The sequence below is a fragment of the Oceanobacillus sp. MO10714A genome (assembly GCF_037072045.1).
In the GTDB taxonomy this organism is placed as follows: Bacteria; Bacillota; Bacilli; order Bacillales; family Amphibacillaceae; genus Oceanobacillus; species Oceanobacillus indicireducens.
This window is the reverse complement of record NZ_JAXHDC010000103.1, coordinates 1-1,759: the sequence shown is the minus strand read 5'-3', so window position 1 is coordinate 1,759 and position 1,759 is coordinate 1. Positions and strand designations below refer to the sequence as shown.

1 protein-coding gene is annotated in these 1,759 nt (G+C 40.0%); it reads left to right on the top strand.

Features of this window, described 5'->3' with window-relative positions; translation table 11 throughout:
• Positions 1 to 109: 109 nt before the first annotated feature.
• Positions 110 to 1,240: an IS110 family transposase gene (locus tag SPD53_RS19660; protein WP_336253565.1), complete on the top strand. Its 1,131-nt coding sequence runs from the start codon at positions 110 to 112 to the stop codon at positions 1,238 to 1,240.
• Positions 1,241 to 1,759: the final 519 nt, after the last annotated feature.

Sequence of the window (1,759 nt, the reverse complement as noted above, 5' to 3'; positions counted from 1 at the left end):
TTATTATAAACAAAAATGGCTCCCTGATCGTAATTTCGTAGGTTGATTTTGGCAATACTGAATATCAAGAAAAACAAATCAGAGCTACATTACGAAAGGAGCCATTACAATGAAGAATACCACAAAATACGTTGGTTTAGACGTCTCGAAGGAAGAAATCGCTGTCGCAATCGCTAATGAGGGGAGAGAAAAGCCTAGATACTACGGTATGATTCCTAACACACCGGAGGCCATCAGGAAATTAGTAAATAAACTAGGAGATATTGAGTATCTAAAAGTATGTTATGAAGCAGGACCAACTGGTTATGGAATCTATCGCTTTTTAATGAGCCTTGGAGTTGAATGTGAAGTAATCGCTCCTTCACTTATTCCTAAAAAACCGGGTGATCGAGTCAAAACAGATCGTAGGGATGCTTTACAGCTAGCCTCCTTATATCGTGCAGGCGAATTGACTACTGTGTATGTTCCTTCAGAAGAGGATGAAATATTAAGGGATTTGGTACGTGCACGGGAAGATGTGAAAGAAGATTTATTGCGAGCAAAACATCGTCTAACAAAGCTATTACTGCGACGCAATATTAATCCTCCACCATCAGTAAAAAGAAAGTGGACAACACGATACAGAGAGTGGCTGAATAGCTTAACTTTCGAATCTTCAACCTTAAACCTAGTTTTTCAAGAGTATTACCATCAAGTTACAGAATTAGAACAGAGAAAGCAACGGTTAGAAAAACAAATTCAATACGAAGCCGAAAAAGGCTTTCACGCTCCAATAATCCAGGCTCTTCAAGTGTTAAGAGGGATAAGTGTCTTGACGGCTACTGGATTAGCAGCAGAGGTAGCTTCTTTTCTTCGCTTCGGAAAAGCGGGCCAATTTATGGCATTTGGAGGTTTAGTCCCTAGTGAGGAATCTAGTGGTCCTTTGAGAAAACAAGGCGGAATAACTAAAACAGGGAATAAACATATTCGTTGGCTTTTAATTGAATCTGCTTGGAGTTATCGTTATAAACCTGCAGTCAGAGGGGAATTGAAGAAAAGACAAGAAGGACAACCTGCATCAATCACCGCCATATCTTGGAAAGCTCAACAACGTTTACACCAAAAGTATCAGAGACTAATATCAAAAGGGAAGCCCCCTGGAAAAGCTATTACTGCAGTAGCTAGAGAACTCGCTGGTTTTGTTTGGGCAATAGCAAAAGAAATAGAATTAGAAAGAGAAAAAGAAAAACAAGCAGTATGAATTATCTCTGTTTAGATTTAAATTCCTTGCCATAGAAGGTTTAACAAGTAGGGAAATATGGTATTAAGCACAGGCCACGGAGGCAAAGATTAAAACCGGAAGGAGAATTCGCGATGTTTCCTTGTGACAGTGAACTCGACTGACTCACGTATAAAGTTCGCGGAAAGCTCCCTAGACGGAAAGATAAAATGTGAAAACCCACGAATATCAGGATGCTCACCGTCGTAGAGTATTTTTGCCTTCGTGGCGTGTGCTTAACGATTAAAGTACCTACACATACTCTCTGTATGAGTTCCGAAAAACTTGACATGGAGCCTCTGCGTGTGTGATTCTGCAGCCAAGACGCCAAATGAAAAGAATATTTGGCTGCACCTGTGAGGTTACCACACACGCCACTCCATATAAAGTTTTTCTTTGAGAAACACTAATTTCAGTGGGTCTAGCTTCGTATTGCCAAAAATAGAATCTCCAACGAAATTTTCAGTGTACCCTTGACATTTTTGTTCATATCAGGAAACA

Excerpts from the sequence above, each read along its gene's own strand:
- SPD53_RS19660 (WP_336253565.1), top strand. The coding sequence starts at position 110 with ATGAAGAATACCACAAAATACGTTGGTTTAGACGTCTCGAAGGAAGAA.